Annotated in this window: 14 protein-coding genes, 1 tRNA gene and 7 pseudogenes; 14 read left to right on the forward strand and 8 right to left on the reverse strand. The window is 38.2% G+C overall.

Going from position 1 to position 18,644, the window contains the following annotated elements:
* Positions 1-11 precede the first annotated feature (11 nt).
* Positions 12-785: a S1 family peptidase gene (locus tag JEU79_RS15785; protein ID WP_198264882.1), complete on the forward strand. Its 774-nt coding sequence runs from the start codon at positions 12-14 to the stop codon at positions 783-785.
* A 4-nt stretch (positions 786-789) separates the two neighbouring features.
* Here the strand turns inward: JEU79_RS15785 and pgi are convergent, their stop codons facing one another.
* Positions 790-2,463 carry a glucose-6-phosphate isomerase gene (gene pgi / locus JEU79_RS15790; RefSeq protein WP_198264883.1) on the reverse strand — a complete coding sequence of 558 codons (1,674 nt, stop codon included), beginning with the start codon at positions 2,461-2,463 and terminating at the stop codon, positions 790-792.
* 503 nt (positions 2,464-2,966) lie between these two features.
* Between pgi and JEU79_RS15795 the strand changes: the two genes are divergently transcribed.
* The 7 genes and pseudogenes from JEU79_RS15795 (at position 2,967) to JEU79_RS15820 (ending at position 7,629) form a co-directional block, all read left to right on the forward strand.
* Positions 2,967-3,042: transfer RNA gene (locus JEU79_RS15795), tRNA-Glu, on the forward strand.
* 117 nt (positions 3,043-3,159) lie between these two features.
* Positions 3,160-3,231 (forward strand): annotated as a pseudogene (locus tag JEU79_RS27530) (DUF3391 domain-containing protein); the annotation flags it as partial.
* Positions 3,232-3,246: 15 nt separating this feature from the next.
* Positions 3,247-3,564, forward strand: a pseudogene (locus JEU79_RS15800) (IS3 family transposase); the annotation flags it as partial.
* 314 nt (positions 3,565-3,878) lie between these two features.
* Positions 3,879-4,245, forward strand: a pseudogene (locus JEU79_RS15805) (IS3 family transposase); the annotation flags it as partial.
* A 354-nt stretch (positions 4,246-4,599) separates the two neighbouring features.
* Positions 4,600-5,746, forward strand: a pseudogene (locus JEU79_RS15810) (IS3 family transposase).
* Positions 5,747-5,951: 205 nt separating this feature from the next.
* Positions 5,952-7,085 carry a HAMP domain-containing protein gene (locus tag JEU79_RS15815; protein ID WP_198264886.1) on the forward strand — a complete coding sequence of 378 codons (1,134 nt, stop codon included), beginning with the start codon at positions 5,952-5,954 and terminating at the stop codon, positions 7,083-7,085.
* Positions 7,086-7,254: 169 nt separating this feature from the next.
* Positions 7,255-7,629, forward strand: a complete 375-nt coding sequence (locus JEU79_RS15820) for an ATP-binding protein (RefSeq protein ID WP_484637473.1) — start codon at positions 7,255-7,257, stop codon at positions 7,627-7,629.
* A 130-nt stretch (positions 7,630-7,759) separates the two neighbouring features.
* Here the strand turns inward: JEU79_RS15820 and JEU79_RS15825 are convergent.
* Together JEU79_RS15825 and JEU79_RS15830 are read right to left on the reverse strand one after the other, a co-directional pair.
* Positions 7,760-8,863, reverse strand: a pseudogene (locus JEU79_RS15825) (IS3 family transposase).
* 162 nt (positions 8,864-9,025) lie between these two features.
* On the reverse strand, positions 9,026-9,805 hold the full coding sequence (locus JEU79_RS15830) for a phosphate/phosphite/phosphonate ABC transporter substrate-binding protein (RefSeq protein WP_214660598.1): 780 nt from the start codon (positions 9,803-9,805) through the stop codon (positions 9,026-9,028).
* Between the two features lie 132 nt (positions 9,806-9,937).
* On the opposite strand from JEU79_RS15830, the gene JEU79_RS15835 reads away from it, so the two are divergent.
* Entirely contained in the window at positions 9,938-10,549 is a 612-nt protein-coding gene (locus JEU79_RS15835) for a riboflavin synthase subunit alpha (RefSeq protein WP_198264889.1), read from the forward strand.
* 6 nt (positions 10,550-10,555) lie between these two features.
* On the opposite strand, the gene JEU79_RS15840 is transcribed toward JEU79_RS15835, so the two are convergent.
* Together JEU79_RS15840 and JEU79_RS15845 are read right to left on the reverse strand one after the other, a co-directional pair.
* Positions 10,556-11,092 (reverse strand): formylglycine-generating enzyme family protein, encoded by a 537-nt coding sequence (locus JEU79_RS15840; RefSeq protein ID WP_198264890.1) that lies wholly within the window; start codon positions 11,090-11,092, stop codon positions 10,556-10,558.
* A gap of 134 nt (positions 11,093-11,226) precedes the next feature.
* Positions 11,227-11,496 carry a hypothetical protein gene (locus JEU79_RS15845; RefSeq protein WP_198264891.1) on the reverse strand — a complete coding sequence of 90 codons (270 nt, stop codon included), beginning with the start codon at positions 11,494-11,496 and terminating at the stop codon, positions 11,227-11,229.
* A 103-nt stretch (positions 11,497-11,599) separates the two neighbouring features.
* Between JEU79_RS15845 and JEU79_RS26630 the strand changes: the two genes are divergently transcribed.
* Together JEU79_RS26630 and JEU79_RS15850 are read left to right on the forward strand one after the other, a co-directional pair.
* Entirely contained in the window at positions 11,600-11,920 is a 321-nt protein-coding gene (locus JEU79_RS26630; protein ID WP_198263033.1) for a transposase, read from the forward strand.
* Positions 11,921-11,950: 30 nt separating this feature from the next.
* A complete protein-coding gene (locus tag JEU79_RS15850) occupies positions 11,951-12,760 on the forward strand; it encodes an IS3 family transposase (RefSeq protein WP_198263365.1) in 810 nt (269 codons plus the stop codon).
* A gap of 257 nt (positions 12,761-13,017) precedes the next feature.
* Here JEU79_RS15850 and JEU79_RS15855 read toward each other — a convergent pair whose 3' ends face one another.
* Both JEU79_RS15855 and JEU79_RS15860 read right to left on the reverse strand, forming a co-directional pair.
* Entirely contained in the window at positions 13,018-15,444 is a 2,427-nt protein-coding gene (locus tag JEU79_RS15855) for a serine/threonine-protein kinase (RefSeq protein ID WP_198264892.1), read from the reverse strand.
* A gap of 10 nt (positions 15,445-15,454) precedes the next feature.
* On the reverse strand, positions 15,455-16,285 hold the full coding sequence (locus JEU79_RS15860; protein ID WP_246540593.1) for a PP2C family protein-serine/threonine phosphatase: 831 nt from the start codon (positions 16,283-16,285) through the stop codon (positions 15,455-15,457).
* Positions 16,286-16,359: 74 nt separating this feature from the next.
* Here JEU79_RS15860 and JEU79_RS15865 point away from each other — a divergent pair, with 74 nt between their 5' ends.
* The 3 genes and pseudogenes from JEU79_RS15865 to JEU79_RS15875 all read left to right on the forward strand — a co-directional run.
* Entirely contained in the window at positions 16,360-16,602 is a 243-nt protein-coding gene (locus JEU79_RS15865) for a transposase (RefSeq protein WP_198262486.1), read from the forward strand.
* 106 nt (positions 16,603-16,708) lie between these two features.
* A complete protein-coding gene (locus tag JEU79_RS15870; RefSeq protein WP_198263032.1) occupies positions 16,709-16,888 on the forward strand; it encodes a hypothetical protein in 180 nt (59 codons plus the stop codon).
* Positions 16,864-17,190, forward strand: a pseudogene (locus tag JEU79_RS15875) (DDE-type integrase/transposase/recombinase); the annotation flags it as partial. The gene JEU79_RS15870 and the pseudogene JEU79_RS15875, both read left to right, overlap by 25 nt.
* 290 nt (positions 17,191-17,480) lie before the next feature.
* On the opposite strand, the pseudogene JEU79_RS28720 reads toward JEU79_RS15875, so the two are convergent.
* Positions 17,481-18,624, reverse strand: a pseudogene (locus JEU79_RS28720) (IS3 family transposase); the annotation flags it as partial.
* Positions 18,625-18,644: the final 20 nt, after the last annotated feature.

Genomic DNA, 18,644 nt, shown 5'->3' on the forward strand with positions numbered 1-18,644 from the left:
ACGTTTGAGCAATGAGATTGATTGTATTTAAAATAGCCTTATTGATAATGCTACTGCTGAGCGAAAATTTATTCGCTCAAACACTGCCTCAGACTATTGCTCAAATAAAACCTTCTATTGTCGGTGTGGGGACGCTACAAACGACTCGCAGGCCGCCTTCCAACTTGCTCGGAACCGGTTTTATCGTTGCCGATGGCTATCATGTCATTACTAACTTTCATGTTGTTCCCAAAAAACTCAATACCGAGAGAAGAGAATCGCTGGTGATTTTTTACCAGCACAATAAAAAAATTCAATACCGCAAAGCCAGAGTGCTTGCCAGTGATGAAGAGCATGATCTGGCACTACTCAGAATTGAAGGCACAAAGTTTCCCGCACTCAAAATTGAAACCCGTCGTAAGCCTCAAGAAGGTGAAAGTATTGCCTTTACTGGATTTCCCATTGGCGCTGTTCTTGGGCTATACCCTGTCACCCATAGAGGTATTATTTCTGCCCTTTCCCCAGTGGTCATACCTGCGCCTAGTGCCTCGACACTGACAATAAAAATGATTAAACGCTTAAAAAATCCTTATTTTGTCTATCAATTAGATGCCACAGCCTATCCAGGTAATAGCGGTAGCCCAATGTTCAGTGCAGAAAATGGCAAAGTGCTGGGTGTTATCAACAAGGTATTCATTAAGGAAAGCAAAGAAAGTATCTTGCAAAAACCCAGTGGCATTACCTATGCTATTCCAGCCAAATACATTGTTAAACTACTCAAAGACAATCACATCAAACCTTATTGAAGCTTTAATCGATTTTGTTTTTTTCAATTTGATCAAAATAAACCCGTTTACGGTAATTGATCAAGCCATTGGTCGATGAGTCATGATTACTCACATCGCCCGGTGTTGATAGATCCGTTTGGATCTGACCTGCTAGCACTTTGCCATACTCCACACCCCATTGGTCAAAAGAATTTATATTCCAGATAACCCCTTGCACAAAGACCTTATGCTCATACATGGCTAAAATAGAACCGAGTGTTTTTGGGGTGAGGCTTTCGAATATAATAGTATTAGTCGGTTTGTTACCATCAAATACTTTATGTTGTATGACTTCTTCTATGTATTCTTTATCAAAGCCCTGATGCTTCATTTCTTCTACCGCTTCTGCATAGCGCTTGCCCAACATGAGTGCCTTAGTTTGTGCCAGACAATTGGAAAACAACACCCGATGATGCATACCCAAAGGGTTTTGACTCATGGCAGGAATTAAAAAATCGGCTGGAACTGGCTTGGTTCCCTGATGTAACAATTGGAAAAATGCGTGCTGGCCATTTGTGCCCGATTGCCCCCAGATTATAGGGCCAGTGAGATAATTAACACGATGACCTTTACGATCAATGGTTTTACCATTACTTTCCATATCCAATTGTTGCAAATAAGCAGGGAGGCGCTCTAAGTACTGACTATAAGGCATAATGGCATGACTTTGCGCATCAAAGAAATTGTTATACCAAATACCCAGCAAGGCCATAATGACCGGAATATTTTCTTCTAAAGGTGCTTTTTGAAAATGCTGATCCATTTCATAAGCACCTTCCAATAGGGCTTCAAAATGATCCATACCCAAATAAAGCGCGATGGTCAAACCAACCGATGACCAGAGTGAATATCGGCCACCAACCCAGTTCCAAAAGGCAAAGATATTATTTTCATTGATACCAAAATCAGTAGCCAATTCAATATTCGTTGTGACTGCCACAAAATGTTTTTCAATGGCTTTCTCATTGCCCACTAAGTCCATAAACCATTTTCTGGCACTATAGGCGTTGAGCATGGTTTCTTGCGTGGTGAAGGTTTTTGAGGCAATGACAAATAAGGTGGATTCAGGTTCTACTTGTTTTAAGGTTTCCACCAAATGAGTGGCGTCGGCATTCGAAACAAAATAAGCCTTTAAACCACGTTGTGCATAGGGTTTCATTGATTCACAAATCACATGAGGACCTAAATCAGAACCACCGATACCGATATTAATAATATTTTTTATTTTAGAGCCATTATAGCCATGCCATTCACCAGAACGTACTTGCTCAGAAAAATCGCGCATGTGCGCCAGTACGGCTTTGATCTGCGGCATGACATTACGGCCATTCACTCGAATCGGCTTATTAGAACGATTTCTTAAGGCTGTGTGCAATACCGAACGATTTTCTGTGAGATTTATTTTCTCCCCCGAAAACATGTGATCACGCCATTCTTCTACATTGCCCTGTCGCGCCAGTGCAAATAGCAACTCCATTGTTTCCTCAGTCACCCGGTTTTTTGAATAGTCCAATAAAATATCATTCAAGTGGGTAGAAAAATTATCAAAACGTAGCGGATCTTCAGCAAATAAGTCCCGCATGTGAAGATCTTTCACTTCTTCATAATGCGCCTTAAGTGCCAGCCAGGCAGGTGAGTCAATTAATTCTTTTATCATGGAAAATAATCCGTATTGGTGTCTATTTGAACTGAAGGTAGCGTTTAATACTAAAAGACGCGAGCCAAAAGTTTATTTTATGTTCTGATGCTAATAAGTATACTATAAAAAGCTTTCGATATAATCCATAAGCAATTGATAATTTGGCACAGATCAAACCTTGTTTATACTTCAGATGTAGGATGTGGTGAGGAACGAACCGCATCAATGGTTTTAAATGTACGTCTTTGATGCGGTTCGTGCACTCACCACATCCTACCAATGTAAAGACAAATTAGCTTATTTGATCTGTCCCAATAATTTAATAGTTATTATTTAAGCTTCAAGTGTGAAAAAAGTTAAATTAATGTTTGACTAATTAAAAACTCAACCCTATAATATGCGCACTTTCTAGCTAATTGCTACGAAGGACTGCTTCAACTCTTTATTTTTCTACCCGATTTCTCTTATGAAATAAGTAGTTTAAGACCAGAGCCTGTCATGAAAATGGCAATATGAATTGTGTCCCCTTCGTCTAGTGGCCTAGGACACCGCCCTTTCACGGCGGTAACAGGGGTTCGAGTCCCCTAGGGGACGCCACTCTCTTTTTTTTCCAAGTTTTTCACTCCACACAGCTAAATTTTCTTTTTTTTTCTTAATTACAATCTATACTCATAGTATCCGAATTTATTACTCATGGTAGTTTTGGTTTTTATTATGATAAGACAGATTTCTGCGCAAAAATTAAAAGTGGGCATGTATATTCACGAACTCGATTGTTCTTGGATCAAGCATCCCTTTAATAAACCAATGGATGGATTGCTTTGGCATACTGACCGAGGTAGCCAATATGCCTCTGATAGTCATAGAAAAATATTGTCGGATCATAACATAATTCAGTCTATGAGCCGCAAATGGAAATTCTGGGACAATGCTGTATCAGAGAGCTTCTTTCATAGTTTGAAAACTGAATTGACGCACCATTGTCGATTCAAAACCAGAGTAGAAGCAAAGCAGGCAATATTTGAATATATTGAGGTATTTTATAATCGGGAGCGACTTCATTCGGCTAATGATTATTTGTCACCAGTCGATTATGAAATACAGCAGGAAATAGCTTAAATCGATTGATTGAAGAGGGGTAAAGGCGACATAAATGCCGCCCATTACCGTTGACGGCCATCGGCTCCTCAGCCTGTGCCGTGAAGATATTGTAACAGGATCATTACCGTTGTGAAAATACCTTGGGTGAATGGAACGGCTCTATCGTTCCAGAGGGCAAAGCCCTTTCTCTTCATCTGTTTAAAGTTAACATGAGAAACTAAAATGATAGGAAATACAAAATGACAAAAATCACTTGAAACAGCCAAAAAAATATTTAGAAAACTGTCCGGAAAAGTGTTGACACATCATGAAGCGCTTACTGAGCAGCTAAAAAACTGTTTGAAGACAGTCGCAAGACTTATGGAACCCGTCGTCTTAAAAAGAAAACTGGCTGAAAAAGGCGTTCATATAAGCCGCCGGAGAATTGGTCGATTAATGAAAAAAGCCGGTTTGTTTTGTAAAACGAAGAGACGCTTTAAAGCGACGACTAATTCCAAGCATAATAAGCGTATATCTCCAAATTTACTGGAAAGAGAGTTTACTGTCTCTCAACCTGATCGCTACTATGTGGGTGATATTACCTATATTGCCACCAAGGAAGGCTGGTTATATTTAGCGGTTGTCATTGACTTATTCTCTAGGCAAATTGTTGGCTGGTCGATGGATGAGCGAATGAAAGCCAAGCTAGTCAATGATGCTTATTGATTGAAGAGGGGTAAAGGCGACATCCCACTTTACCCGTAATCAGTTTAAAATTACTGATCCTCAAGACATCAAAAAATTCATACCGCGAAAAAATCCTATCACTCAAAAAAATTGATACGGATAAGGGATAAGGGACTTGATATAGAAGCTGATAGTAAGCAAACACCTGTTTCTGATAAACCCAAAGAACAAGCAGTTCAGGGCAGTGTCACTAAGCCGAAAAAAACCAGCCTGAAGAAAACGCGCAAAGAAGCCAAACACATTAAAGGCCATGCCGAACAAGCCATTTCAAATATTATGGCTGATGTTAAATTTGAAATGGAAGCAATAATGTTGAAATGGAACAAAATGAATGATCAAACAAAAAAACCGAATAAAAGCTATACATCAGAATTTAAAGAATCAGCTGTCAAATTAGCTAATGAGACGGATCAACCCGTTTCTCAGACTGCCAGGGAGCTAGGTGTTAATGTAAATACTCTACATACCTGGATCAGTAAATATTCCAAACCGGTGAAGACGGTAGCCAATAGAAGTGATGAACACATTTATGATGAAGTAAAACGTCTGAAAAAGAATTGGCAAAAGTGATTCAGGAGCGTGATTTATTAAAAAAGGCCACAGCGTACTTTGCAAGGGAAACTTTGTGAAGTACGCATGGATAACTGATCAGGCTAAAGATTACCCGGTAACGATTCTGTGCCGTTTTATGGATGTTTCCCGTAGTTGCTATTATGATTGGGTTAGCTCTCCTAAAACGGATAGAGAGAAAGAAAATGAAAGCGCTTACTGAGCAGCTAAAAAAAACTGTTTGAAGACAGTCGCAAGACTTATGGAACCCGTCGTCTTAAAAGAAAACTGGCTGAAAAAGGCGTTCATATAAGCCGCCGGAGAATTGGTCGATTAATGAAAAAAGCCGGTTTGTTTTGTAAAACGAAGAGACGCTTTAAAGCGACGACTAATTCCAAGCATAATAAGCGTATATCTCCAAATTTACTGGAAAGAGAGTTTACTGTCTCTCAACCTGATCGCTACTATGTGGGTGATATTACCTATATTGCCACCAAGGAAGGCTGGTTATATTTAGCGGTTGTCATTGACTTATTCTCTAGGCAAATTGTTGGCTGGTCGATGGATGATAGTCAATGATGCTTTACTGATGGCCATATGGAAGCGTAAACCAATGGATGGATTGCTTTGGCATACTGACCGAGGTAGCCAATATGCCTCTGATAGTCATAGAAAAATATTGTCGGATCATAACATAATTCAGTCTATGAGCCGCAAAGGAAATTGCTGGGACAATGCTGTATCAGAGAGCTTCTTTCATAGTTTGAAAACTGAATTGACGCACCATTGTCGATTCAAAACCAGAGTAGAAGCAAAGCAGGCAATATTTGAATATATTGAGGTATTTTATAATCGGGAGCGACTTCATTCGGCTAATGATTATTTGTCACCAGTCGATTATGAAATACAGCAGGAAATAGCTTAAATCGATTGATTGAAGAGGGGTAAAAGGCGACATAAATGCCGCCCATTACCGTTGACGGCCATCGGCTCCTCAGCCTGTGCCGTGAAGATATTGTAACAGGATCATTACCGTTGTGAAAATACCTTGGGTGAATGGAACGGCTCTTGACACATCAGTTTATTACTGCGAATGATAGTGAATATGATGTCATAAGACACTTTAAACCATGAATATTTCTTTAAAATACCGCATTGCTTTAACTATCTTTGTCTTAGAAGCAATAATGTTAAGCGTCGTACTCAGTACAACCCTTTCCTTTTCTGAAAAGGCCAGTCGTGAACAATTGGCGGAAACAGAACAAGTCATAATATCAGCACTCAGTCAGTCAGCCCGTGAAGCATTATTCATTGAAGAATACGATGAGTTACAAGATTACATTGATTTAATGATAGACAACTTACACGTTGTCAATGTCATGGTGCTCGATAGCAATGATCGAGTCGTTGCCGCAGGCTTAAATAAAGAGTTGGGTATGTCTAAACCTAAATTTATTAAGCGTTCAAACCATCAATGGCGCATTCAGGACATCTATAATACGGTAGGTAATATTGGCAAGCTTGCAGTGGAATTTTCCAGTATTCCCCTGCTTGAAACAGAGCAAGCCATTCGTAATTTAGGTATCACTACGGCGGTAATAGGAATGATTTTTATTGCTGTGGTTGGTAGTTTTATGGGCTATCTGCTCACCGTAAGACTCACCCAATTAAGCAGTATTGCCAAACGATTTGCCGAGGGTGAATTTAGCATCAAATCAGAAATAAAAGGCAGTGATGAAATTGCTAAACTGGGCTCAACTTTCAATTATATGGCTAATGAAACTGAGCAATACATTGAAAAATTACGCCTCAACGAACAAGTCCTGATAAAAGCACACAATAATCTTGAGCAATTAGTCTCCGAACGTACACTGGAATTAAAAAACAAAGGCGATGAATTAGCGCTGAGAAATGATGAATTAAACAATCTCATCGCCCAATTACAGCAAACTCAAGAAGAACTCATCCAAAGTCGAAAAATGGCTTTAATGGGTGAACTTGTTGCAGGTGTTGCGCATGAACTCAACACCCCTATCGGAATTTCCATTACTGCGGTTTCATTTCTCGAAGATAGTCTGAAACCACTGGTTAAATCGTTTAAAGACAATACCCTCACTGTTGAAGAACTAGCCACCTTTATTAATATTTTAAATCAGTCCATTCCAACTATAATGAATAGCGTAAAGCGCAGTGCCATGCTAGTGTCTGAATTTAAGAAATTATCAATTGACAATAATACTCAACAACAAGAAGTTTTTTCCTAAAAGAACATGTTTTAAGTGTTATTTATGAGTTCAAACAAAATAAACCCGAACAATTCAATAGTTTAAACTATCAGGACGAAAACGATCTGATACTACAGAGTTATCCTGATGCCTTAAAACATACCATTGGACAACTTATTGAAAACTCCTTATTGCATGCTCGCATCGCATCGATGGGCAAGCACTTAATATTAATATCATAGTGTCCGTCAATCAGGAAGCAATTAACATTGATTATAGTGATGATGGCAAAGGGCTAGACGAAGAAACTTTGAGTAAGATCTTTGATCCTTTTTATACCACTTGTCGAAACTTGGGTAATACCGGCCTGGGAATGCACATCGTGTTTAATCTCATCACACAATTGTTAAATGGTAAGATTCAATGTCAAAGCACCTTAGGTAAAGGGTTGACCTGTCACATCAGTTTGCCACTGAATTTAATTGCCGATGATCAGAAAACAGTCGCTCTAACAGTACAGTGGACCCCATTGTCAAGACAGCTTTCTCAAATATTAAGATATAATTCTGTTGGTTATTTATAGTATTAGTCTTATCCACATATCCACAGGTCTGCCAGTAGTCCAGAGACGCTTGCGATATATCTCAGGGCTACTGGCTTGGCCTGTGGATATGTGGATAAAACGGTTGCCAGTAAAGTTGATTATCCTCTCATCATGCTGCCCGTTTTAAGTCTGGAACAACTTCTTTCATCACGCCATAGATCTCTGCAGGCGTTTTTCCACCGTGTGTACTGTGTGGTCGTTCATGGTTGTAAAACTCAAAATATTCCTTTAATGAGCTCTTTAGCTCATCAATACTTTGGTAATCCTTGAGGTAAATTTCCTCATATTTTACACTTCGCCAGAGTCGTTCAATCATAATGTTATCCATTGCTCTGCCTTTGCCGTCCATGCTGATTTTTATATCATTGGCCTTTAGAACACCTGTAAATGCTCTGCTAGTATATTGAGCACCTTGATCCGTATTGAAGATTTCTGGCTTTCCATATCGTCGCAGTGCTGTTTCCAGACTACTGATACAAAAGCTTTCTTCCATGCTGGTTGACACTTCCCAGGACAGCACAAAACGGCTACTCCAGTCCATAACAGCACTTAGGTAGACAAATCCATGTGGCATCCGTAAATACGTGATATCTGTGCACCAAACCTGGTTATTCCTATTAATATCAATTCCTTTGAGCAAATATGGATAGAGGTTATTTACTTTGCAAGGCTTGCTGGTATTGGGTTTTGGTGCCACTGAAACCAATCCCATGATCCGCATAAGCCGTTGAACTTTTTACGATTAATTTTATAACATTTCAATCTTAATGCATTACGAATTTGACGACTGCCATAGAATGGATGTTTTATGTACAACTCATCAATCAAATTCATTAATGTTAAATCTTTATTTTGCAGAGGCTTTTTAGGTTGATAGTAATAGCTTGAACGGTTCAGGCCGATAAGCTCACATTGTTTTTTGATGCTCAACTGAGGGTGCTCTTTTTCTATGCAACACCGCTTTTCTGCTCTACTCAGTTGAACATCTTCAACTTTTTTGACAGCCAGTCAGCCTCTACTTTTAGTTGACCTATTTGGCTGTACAGGTGTTCTTTTTCCTTTTCATGTTCAGCATCTTTATTCTCTAATTTTTTTGAAAAAGTATCGGCTGCACCATCAAGCATCTGCTTTTTCCAGCTATTGACCTGGGTGGTGTGCACTTCAAATTCTGACGCAATTTCTGCGACTGTTTTTGACCTTTCAAAGCCTCAATGGCTACTTTTGCTTTAAATTTGTTGTTGAATGTTTTTCTTTTTTGTGCTCATTTTTTGTTCCCCGTTAGGTTAGCTCTTATATCTTAACCTATTGTCCAGTTTTCGGGGTCCACTATACAGTTATTTAATAGCTGAGCATTGTTAACGGCCGTGTATTAATTCTATTCGGGTTTTTCTTCATCGCGCCAAAAATCACGCACAACATTGTATTCAACATCATTGGCCGGAACAAAAGTACTAAAATTTCTGATTTGTAGGATTTTCTTTCCGGCTTCTCTTTCCGGCCAAGTTAATATTGCCTGTTTGATAGCTTCACGAGCCTCTTCAGGCACTCGCCTATGCACCGCATAGAGGACGTGCGGAATACCCGGTGTTTCGTATAATATACGTAATTGAGTCATATCTATTTTTTTGGCCAATAGTTCCAAGGTACCGGATGTTGAGCCACAGGCCTGTGCGTCATTTAATATCAACTTTTGCATGCAGGATAGATGTGAACGGGTATATTTTAATGTCACATCTTTATCAACATCCAAACCAGCCGTCAGTAAAGCTTTCTTGGTCATCTGCGACACAGCAGCCGTTTTGGACGGGTTTGCAATGGTATAACCTTTTAAATCATATAAGGTATTAAAAGAGCTCTCTTTTTTAACCATGATAACGCTGGTCATAGGAATATCCCAACGCACTAAAGGTAAATAATTGTATTTATCATGGGCTAAAACATAATCAAAAGGCTGAATAAAAACAATATCGAAGGCTTCACTTTTTAACTGCTCAATAAACTTTTTATAGCTGCCAGTTGATCGAAAGTTCACTTTCTGATTCAATGCATTACTAAAATCAACCGCAATGGGTGCATAAACACGTTGAATTTGCGAAGGCGGCAAATGTGGAAAAACACCAAAAGTATAAGCACCATCTGCATGTTCAGCTAGCACTATGCCATTGAAACTTAGAAAGATTATACATAAATTAACACAAAAAGTCAGAGCGGTTTTGATCATAATATTCACTTTTAAATTCATCTGTTTTTCTAAGTATAGACAATAAAAAGAGTATTGAGAGAAAATATGTTCACAGGTATCGTACAAGGCACCGCTATAATCACCCAAATTATAGAGAAAGAAGACTTTAGAACCCATATTATTGAGTTTAATGATGATATGCTCAGTCACTTATCAATAGGCGCTTCAGTGGCTCATAATGGCTGCTGCCTCACCGTGACCCGTATTGAGGACTCAAAGGTGTCATTTGATTTAATGCAGGAAACATTACACGTAACCAATCTGGGTGAGTTAACTGTCGGCGACCGGGTTAATATCGAACGCGCAGCAAGGTTTGGTGATGAGATCGGTGGGCATCAGATGTCCGGACACATTCTTTTTATGGCAACGATTAGTCAAATCGAAAAGAGCACTAATAATTGCCAGATCGGATTTGAAATTCCTGAACAATTTAAGCGCTTTGTCTTTACCAAAGGCTATATTGGTATTGATGGTATCAGCCTTACCATTGGCGACGTTAAAGAAAACACCTTCAATGTTAACTTGATACCTGAAACACTACAACGAACCAACCTGTCTTCACGAAAAATTGGCGATAAAATCAATATTGAAATTGATCCCCAAACACAGGCAATTGTAGAAACTATTGAACGTATTATGGCCAGTAAATTAACCTGAAAGCGCTCAATTAATGGCTCGAACGATCCTAAATCCGGTATATTGATCGCCCGAAGCAATATTATCTAATTTTTTATTAACTGAGCAATCCTTAATCGGATCAATATGAGCCCCACCACGAGCCACGGTATTGCCACCATCAACAACAAACTCTCTGGCATTGCCAACAACATTCATTAGACCCCAAGGATTAGATTGCCCGGTATTCGCGGCTAATAATATTTTTCCTTTTAATAACTTACTACCAAATTTAATTCGACAATTGACATCATTGTATTGTGCTTTATTATTGCTTTTCGCAGCATACAACCATTGCTGAGAGCTTGGTAGAGAATAGTTTTTAGCCGTTTTTTGACTCAGCCACTGAGTATAAGCTTTTGCATTTTCAATGCTGATATCAGTGATTGGTAGACGACCACTTCCAGTCTTTTTACTACAATCACCTGAGGCCTGACAATATAAATTATAATCATTAATGGTGATTTCATATTTAGAAATGGCAAAAACTTTAGAAACCGATGCCCCAGATGGAATAACAACCATCATAGGTGCTCTAAATTTATTATCTATCGTATCGTAACAATTGGCGCGTTTACGCCGACCATAGCCTGCATATTTCGCTTTGCATGAATCAGTTGAGCTTGTTTGCGGCGTTATTTCTTTAGGCGCAACAACTGCTATCGTGATATTTTCTTCTTTAACTTGCTCCTTAGTCTTAGTTTTTTCGCGACAATCAAGCTATTTTCTAATATCTTGTATTGTTTTATGGCTTTTTTCTTTAATGCTCTTAGACCACTATGCTGTGCTTCAAACTTTAAACCACTGGCAACAATATCAAGTGTCTGTTTATATTCCTTGCTGACAAATAACTGCCTTGCCTGGGTATAATAAGCCTGTGCAATATTTTGTCGAGCTTCTCTGGAAATATAGGGATCATTACGACCCAAAATACGTTTTAAATCATTATAGGTACGAATAGCGACTTAATGTGGCTATACTTAACCGGACACACAACTTAAAATAACTAAAAGATAAAAAGTGTGACCTAAAATGAATGATCAAACAAAAAAACCGAATAAAAGCTATACATCAGAATTTAAAGAATCAGCTGTCAAATTAGCTAATGAGACGGATCAACCCGTTTCTCAGACTGCCAGGGAGCTAGGTGTTAATGTAAATACTCTACATACCTGGATCAGTAAATATTCCAAACCGGTGAAGACGGTAGCCAATAGAAGTGATGAACACATTTATGATGAAGTAAAACGTCTGAAAAAAGAATTGGCAAAAGTGATTCAGGAGCGTGATTTATTAAAAAGGCCACAGCGTACTTTGCAAGGGAAACTTTGTGAAGTACGCATGGATAACTGATCAGGCTAAAGATTACCCGGTAACGATTCTGTGCCGTTTTATGGATGTTTCCGTAGTTGCTATTATGATTGGGTTAGCTCTCCTAAAACGGATAGAGAGAAAGAAAATGAAGCGCTTACTGAGCAGCTAAAAAACTGTTTGAAGACAGTCGCAAGACTTATGGAACCCGTCGTCTTAAAAAGAAAACTGGCTGAAAAAGGCGTTCATATAAGCCGCCGGAGAATTGGTCGATTAATGAAAAAAGCCGGTTTGTTTTGTAAAACGAAGAGACGCTTTAAAGCGACGACTAATTCCAAGCATAATAAGCGTATATCTCCAAATTTACTGGAAAGAGAGTTTACTGTCTCTCAACCTGATCGCTACTATGTGGGTGATATTACCTATATTGCCACCAAGGAAGGCTGGTTATATTTAGCGGTTGTCATTGACTTATTCTCTAGGCAAATTGTTGGCTGGTCGATGGATGAGCGAATGAAAGCCAAGCTAGTCAATGATGCTTTACTGATGGCCATATGGAAGCGTAAACCAATGGATGGATTGCTTTGGCATACTGACCGAGGTAGCCAATATGCCTCTGATAGTCATAGAAAAATATTGTCGGATCATAACATAATTCAGTCTATGAGCCGCAAAGGAAATTGCTGGGACAATGCTGTATCAGAGAGCTTCTTTCATAGTTTGAAAACTGAATTGACGCACCATTGTCGATTCAAAACCAGAGTAGAAGCAAAGCAGGCAATATTTGAATATATTGAGGTATTTTATAATCGGGAGCGACTTCATTCGGCTAATGATTATTTGTCACCAGTCGATTATGAAATACAGCAGGAAATAGCTTAAATCGATTGATTGAAGAGGGGTAAAAGGCGACATAAATGCCGCCCATTACCGTTGACGGCCATCGGCTCCTCAGCCTGTGCCGTGAAGATATTGTAACAGGATCATTACCGTTGTGAAAATACCTTGGGTGAATGGAACGGCTCTATCGTTCCAGAGGGCAAAGCCCTTTCTCTTCATCTGTTTAAAGTTAACATGAGAAACTAAAATGATAGGAAATACAAAATGACAAAAATCACTTGAAACAGCCAAAAAAATATTTAGAAAACTGTCCGGAAAAGTGTTGACACATCAACTTGCATTTCCTGCGCTTTAAGCTGGGTCGTTAAGGATGTTTTCAAACCTGCAATTTTTGCCAGACGTTGTTTTGCCTTATGTTTAACCCTAACAATATTTTCTAAGGCCAATAGAATGGCTTCTTCATCTTCAATACCAAAGATACTACTATTATATTGTTTTGCTTTTTCCAGAAAACGCCGAGCTTCAATTAAACGTTCCTTATCACGCATGATTACTGACTGTTGCATATATAAAGAAGCCAGGGTTTGTTTCTTCTCATTCAACCAGGTAGACCTTTTACCTAACTTGCTATTAAGTTGGGTGTAAATTTGTGTCACGTCAGCATCCCATTCATCACTTAAATCAGACTCTTCCAAGCGTTTAACTAATTTCTGTTTAAGATTTGAAATACTGAACGAACTCAATTTATTTTTGACTTTATTATCGAATGCATGTCCATCATTATTTAATAGCTTATTATCATTTGATAGTTCCAGGGACTTCGATTTATCCACTAAGTTTTGTAGTAATATCTCATCAGGAAATATTAATTCAGCTTTAACTAGCAAGCTATTAGCTTCTTCAAGATTATACTCATTTAACAAACGTTCTATATTGCTTTGATAAACCAATAACAAACGCTGATCTTTAACTAATGGGTGTGTTTCTTCTATGCCTTTAACCGCATTAATTATTTTAAATATTTCAGCTTGCTCACTACTTTGACTGCTTAATTCAGACACTTGTAAGTTTTCTAATAACTCATTAAATTGACTATTAAGGCGATTTATTTCAACAAATTTTTGTTTTTCAAAGCTTTCAAATAGTCGGGCAACTCTGGCAGAATCTGGATAGTAAGTCTGTGTCATTTTCAACAAAATAGAGTCATGTTCAAAGTATTCATTATAATGATTACCTTTGAGTAAAGCCTCGATCCTATTTTCTACTAAGCTTAACCAATGTGATTTTATATTTTCTAACACATATTCTTTAGTCTTCACATCCAATGAAATAATATGTTCATTGATAGATAAAAATTCATTTTGTTGTGAATCTACTTGTAGTGATTGCACCATAGCAATAAAGTGTGCCTGCTGCTTAAAATAGTATTCTTCTTGAATCTTGGGATAAAAAATGATACCTAAAATAATAACCAAGGCTAATACAGAAACAATAAAAGGGGTTTTACTTTTTTTCTTATAATTATACGCTTGAATAAATAGCTCTAAATTATCAAAACGATCTTTTCCAGAAATTTCTAATGCTTTTAGTATTGCTTTATTTTTCTCTTTATGAAAAGATTTTCGTAGTGCAGCTATTTTTTTTATCCGCAGTGATTTATTAGCAATTTTATCTTTTGCTTTATCCGCTGGCATCCTCTGATAAGGATGTTCTCCTGTTAATAATTCATAAAACACACAGGCAATAGAATAGATATCATCATGTGGTTCTGGTGCTTCACCTTGTAACATTTCCAAACTGGCATAGGTTGGTGTCAATGCTCCCAATTCGGTCGGGTCAAATAGTGTTTTATCACGTGTATGCGTGCTATCAATTTGTTCCTGAGATATTTTACAGGCTCTTGCTATACCAAAATCAAATATTTTTGCTTTGTTATCATCGGTAATAAAGATATTACTTGGTTTTAAGTCTGAGTGAACAATAGCATGTTGATGTGCATATAATACTGCATTGGCAATCGCGTTAATAATGGGTGTGGCTTGTTCTTCTGTCATGCCATGCGGATAATCATTGGCAATGACCTCATCCAGCGAACGCCCTTGCAGTAGTTCCATGGTCATATAAACAACATCACCATCTCGATCAAAATCATGCACATTGACAATATTAGGATGTGATAATTGCTGTGATTTTCTCGCCTCACGTTGTAAGGCAATCAATGATTCGGGGTGTTCTCGAAATTCGTCATTTAAGACTTTAATGGCAATATACGGGTTCTTATCACGTGCTTCTTTTTTTCTTAGGTCAACCGCCTTATAAACCTTACCCATACCACCAACGCCCAAGACCTCTTCTAGGACAAAACGATTATTGATAATACTGCCAGTGGTGAGTTTTGTTGCATCACTGGCACGATTTTTTTTCCCTGACATGATGCGTGTCGAATTATCGCTGGATGTCGATTTTTTTAATATTCTGGTTTTGTCCGCAAGCTCTTGCTTTAATTTTACTGCATCGACCGCTTCAGGTTTAACGATAATCGTTCTATCCTGATTTTCATATTGGTTTTTATGTTTTGCTTTAAGACGGGTTTTATCACGCTGTTGTGATAGTTTTTTTGCGGTAGAGGAAACACCGGCTGATTTAACTTGAATGATGGTTAAACTATCATCCAAACTCTCACCTAAGCTATTAGATTCATCTGTTTTACGGCTATTATTTTTCATAAATGATCAATCACTGCTTCTCTACAACAATAATGGAGACATTATCCGAAGCTTCACGTAATAATACTTCACCTAAGAGTTTATTAGCAATATGATCCGTTTTATCTTCCTGTAAACTGGCAACGATAATTTCACTGGTGAGCTCATTGTATAAACCATCACTGCATAATAGTAATTTATCGCCCTTTTGAATTGTAAATTGATTAATATCTATTTTTAAATGCTCTTCTACACCGATAGCACGTGTAATAACATTGGATTGTGGATGTAAAACGGCTTCGTCTTGTGTCAATTCACCATTATCCAACATCTCTTGTACCAGAGAGTGATCTTTTGTTATTTGATATAACTTGTCATTTCTATAGATATAGAGCCGACTATCCCCTACCCATAAGCAACTACACAAATCATCAACAATGTAAGCAATAACAACCGTACTACCAGCAACTCTAATTTGTTGTTGTTCTTCTCCTTCGGTCTCTTTGTTAGCATCTGATTTCTTTTTTAAGGGATTTTTAAGCAGTTTTAAACTGCTGAGTTTATTATGTTTTAATTTATATTTTTTAGGTTTATTAGTCTCAAATAAACGTCCTGAATGAATATTATCATTGGCTTTAAGCAATGCAGCTTCAATTTGATCCAGTGAGCACTGTAAGTCTTTTTCTTCTAATTGTAATTGTAATAGTTCTTCAACGATTGACTGGCTGGCCAAATCACCCGCAGAATGTCCTCCCATACCATCGGCTACGACAAACATATTATAGTCAGGATGGCATAAAATAGAGTCTTCGTTTTGTTTGCGAATATAACCACGATGCGTTCTTTGTGCGCTACTAATCATAATCAAACTAATGTGGCTATACTTAACCGGACACACAACTTAAAATAACTAAAAGATAAAAAGTGTGACCTAAAATGAATGATCAAACAAAAAAACCGAACAAAAGCTATACATCAGAATTTAAAGAATCAGCTGTCAAATTAGCTAATGAGACGGATCAACCCGTTTCTCAGACTGCCAGGGAGCTAGGTGTTAATGTAAATACTCTACATACCTGGATCAGTAAATATTCCAAACCGGTGAAGACGGTAGCCAATAGAAGTGATGAACACATTTATGATGAAGTAAAACGTCTGAAAAAGAATTGGCAAAAGTGATTCAGGAGCGTGATTTATTAAAAGGCCACAGCGTACTTTGCAAGGGAAACTTTGTGAAGTACGCATGGATAACTGATCAGGCTAAAGATTACCCGGTAACGATTCTGTGCCGTTTTATGGATGTTTCCGTAGTTGCTATTATGATTGGGTTAGCTCTCCTAAAACGGATAGAGAGAAAGAAAATGAAGCGCTTACTGAGCAGCTAAAAAACTGTTTGAAGACAGTCGCAAGACTTATGGAACCCGTCGTCTTAAAAGAAAACTGGCTGAAAAAGGCGTTCATATAAGCCGCCGGAGAATTGGTCGATTAATGAAAAAAGCCGGTTTGTTTTGTAAAACGAAGAGACGCTTTAAAGCGACGACTAATTCCAAGCATAATAAGCGTATATCTCCAAATTTACTGGAAAGAGAGTTTACTGTCTCTCAACCTGATCGCTACTATGTGGGTGATATTACCTATATTGCCACCAAGGAAGGCTGGTTATATTTAGCGGTTGTCATTGACTTATTCTCTAGGCAAATTGTTGGCTGGTCGATGGATGAGCGAATGAAAGCCAAGCTAGTCAATGATGCTTTACTGATGGCCATATGATGTGTCAACACTTTTCCGGACAGTTTTCTAAATATTTTTTGGCTGTTTCAAGTGATTTTTGTCATTTTGTATTTCCTATCATTTTAGTTTCTCATGTTAACTTTAAATAGATGAAGAGAAAGGGCTTTGCCCTCTGGAACGATAGAGCCGTTCCATTCACCCAAGGTATTTTCACAACGGTAATGATCCTGTTACAATATCTTCACGGCACAGGCTGAGGAGCCGATGGCCGTCAACGGTAATGGGCGGCATTTATGTCGCCTTTTACCCCTCTTCAATCAATCGATTTAAGCTATTTCCTGCTGTATTTCATAATCGACTGGTGACAAATAATCATTAGCCGAATGAAGTCGCTCCCGATTATAAAATACCTCAATATATTCAAATATTGCCTGCTTTGCTTCTACTCTGGTTTTGAATCGACAATGGTGCGTCAATTCAGTTTTCAAACTATGAAAGAAGCTCTCTGATACAGCATTGTCCCAGCAATTTCCTTTGCGGCTCATAGACTGAATTATGTTATGATCCGACAATATTTTTCTATGACTATCAGAGGCATATTGGCTACCTCGGTCAGTATGCCAAAGCAATCCATCCATTGGTTTACGCTTCCATATGGCCATCAGTAAAGCATCATTGACTAGCTTGGCTTTCATTCGCTCATCCATCGACCAGCCAACAATTTGCCTAGAGAATAAGTCAATGACAACCGCTAAATATAACCAGCCTTCCTTGGTGGCAATATAGGTAATATCACCCACATAGTAGCGATCAGGTTGAGAGACAGTAAACTCTCTTTCCAGTAAATTTGGAGATATACGCTTATTATGCTTGGAATTAGTCGTCGCTTTAAAGCGTCTCTTCGTTTTACAAAACAAACCGGCTTTTTTCATTAATCGACCAATTCTCCGGCGGCTTATATGAACGCCTTTTCAGCCAGTTTTCTTTTAAGACGACGGGTTCCATAAGTCTTGCGACTGTCTTCAAACAGTTTTTTAGCTGCTCAGTAAGCGCTTCATTTTCTTTCTCTCTATCCGTTTTAGGAGAGCTAACCCAATCATAATAGCAACTACGGAAACATCCATAAAACGGCACAGAATCGTTACCGGGTAATCTTTAGCCTGATCAGTTATCCATGCGTACTTCACAAAGTTTCCCTTGCAAAGTACGCTGTGGCCTTTTAATAAATCACGCTCCTGAATCACTTTTGCCAATTCTTTTTCAGACGTTTTACTTCATCATAAATGTGTTCATCACTTCTATTGGCTACCGTCTTCACCGGTTTGGAATATTTACTGATCAGGTATGTAGAGTATTTACATTAACACCTAGCTCCCTGGCAGTCTGAGAAACAGGTTGATCCGTCTCATTAGCTAATTTGACAGCTGATTCTTTAAATTCTGATGTATAGCTTTTATTCGGTTTTTTGTTTGATCATTCATTTTAGGTCA

The organism is sulfur-oxidizing endosymbiont of Gigantopelta aegis (genome assembly GCF_016097415.1).
Lineage (GTDB): Bacteria > Pseudomonadota > Gammaproteobacteria > GRL18 > GRL18 > GRL18.

What these genes read in the sequence shown, in the direction of transcription:
- JEU79_RS15785 (WP_198264882.1), top strand. Translation starts at nt 12, where the DNA reads ATGAGATTGATTGTATTTAAAATAGCCTTATTGATAATGCTACTGCTG.
- pgi (WP_198264883.1), bottom strand. Translation starts at nt 2,463, where the DNA reads ATGATAAAAGAATTAATTGACTCACCTGCCTGGCTGGCACTTAAGGCG.
- JEU79_RS15815 (WP_198264886.1), top strand. Translation starts at nt 5,952, where the DNA reads ATGAATATTTCTTTAAAATACCGCATTGCTTTAACTATCTTTGTCTTA.
- JEU79_RS15835 (WP_198264889.1), top strand. Translation starts at nt 9,938, where the DNA reads ATGTTCACAGGTATCGTACAAGGCACCGCTATAATCACCCAAATTATA.
- JEU79_RS15840 (WP_198264890.1), bottom strand. Translation starts at nt 11,092, where the DNA reads ATGGTTGTTATTCCATCTGGGGCATCGGTTTCTAAAGTTTTTGCCATT.
- JEU79_RS26630 (WP_198263033.1), top strand. Translation starts at nt 11,600, where the DNA reads ATGAATGATCAAACAAAAAAACCGAATAAAAGCTATACATCAGAATTT.
- JEU79_RS15855 (WP_198264892.1), bottom strand. Translation starts at nt 15,444, where the DNA reads ATGAAAAATAATAGCCGTAAAACAGATGAATCTAATAGCTTAGGTGAG.
- JEU79_RS15860 (WP_246540593.1), bottom strand. Translation starts at nt 16,285, where the DNA reads ATGATTAGTAGCGCACAAAGAACGCATCGTGGTTATATTCGCAAACAA.
- JEU79_RS15865 (WP_198262486.1), top strand. Translation starts at nt 16,360, where the DNA reads ATGAATGATCAAACAAAAAAACCGAACAAAAGCTATACATCAGAATTT.